This window comes from Phyllobacterium sp. P5_D12 (assembly GCF_054049495.1).
On record NZ_JBFUMG010001011.1, the window covers coordinates 1 to 948 of the forward strand.

Consider the following 948-nt stretch of genomic DNA (forward strand, 5'->3'; position numbering starts at 1 on the left):
CCTCTAAGTACGCCTGTGTTCATAGKATTCAATATGTTAGTAAAGTTACGTCCACCCGTGTACGAGTACGCGTAAGGGTGTATATTTGACGAATATTTGACACCTCAGGAAACCTCATGGCTAAGACTCTCTTAGAATCTTCGATCACCACACGCAGCGCTCGCGAAAAGCTAGTTGCTGGCGTTTACTGGCGCTCTATCGATCCGGACATCCATCTCGGCTACCGAAAGGGCAAGCGCGGAGGCAAATGGCTGGTGCGTTGGTATGAGGGGAAGGGAAAATACATCCAGGCAACGCTCGGCACGGCAGACGATGTTACTGGCGCGGGAACGCTGACTTTTGAGGCGGGCAGGAAGGCTGCAGTGAACATAGTGGAAGCGGCGAGGCTTGAGGCCAAGGCGATGGCCAACGGGCCACTGATGACGGTCCGACTTGCGGTTGAGCAATATGTCGCGCTGCGCGATGCCAAAGACACGAGGCGCGCTGGCAAAAACACTAGATCGAATGCCTCTCAGCGGCTTCGCAAACACGTTACCTGCAAACCTTTGGCAGATGTTGCTCTTCACACGCTGACCGAACAGCAATTGAAATCATGGCGCGGCGATCTCTATGGGTTGAAGGAGACTACCGTAAATCGACTCGCCAACGATTTTWAGGCAGCTCTCAACTCCGGGTGGCAGAACAATCGAGATCGACTCCCCGCGAACTTGCCCGTCATTATTAAGAGTGGCCTGAAGGCGCTACCGGTACAGGATGAGGGGGAGGATGTCGCTCGCGAAAATCAGATCTTATCCGATACGGACGTCGGCAGGCTTATTCAGGCATCACAGATGGTGGATGAGGAGCAGAAGTGGGACGGCGATCTTTATCGGCTTGTCCTCGTTCTCGCGGCTACTGGTGCKCGGTTTTCGCAGGTTATCCGTCTAAGAGTGGGCGATGTGCAGGAAA

Annotated in this window: 1 pseudogene; it reads left to right on the top strand. The window is 54.1% G+C overall.

Going from position 1 to position 948, the window contains the following annotated elements:
• Positions 1-116 precede the first annotated feature (116 nt).
• A pseudogene (locus ACXJ5O_RS28330) lies at positions 117-948 on the top strand (tyrosine-type recombinase/integrase); the annotation flags it as partial.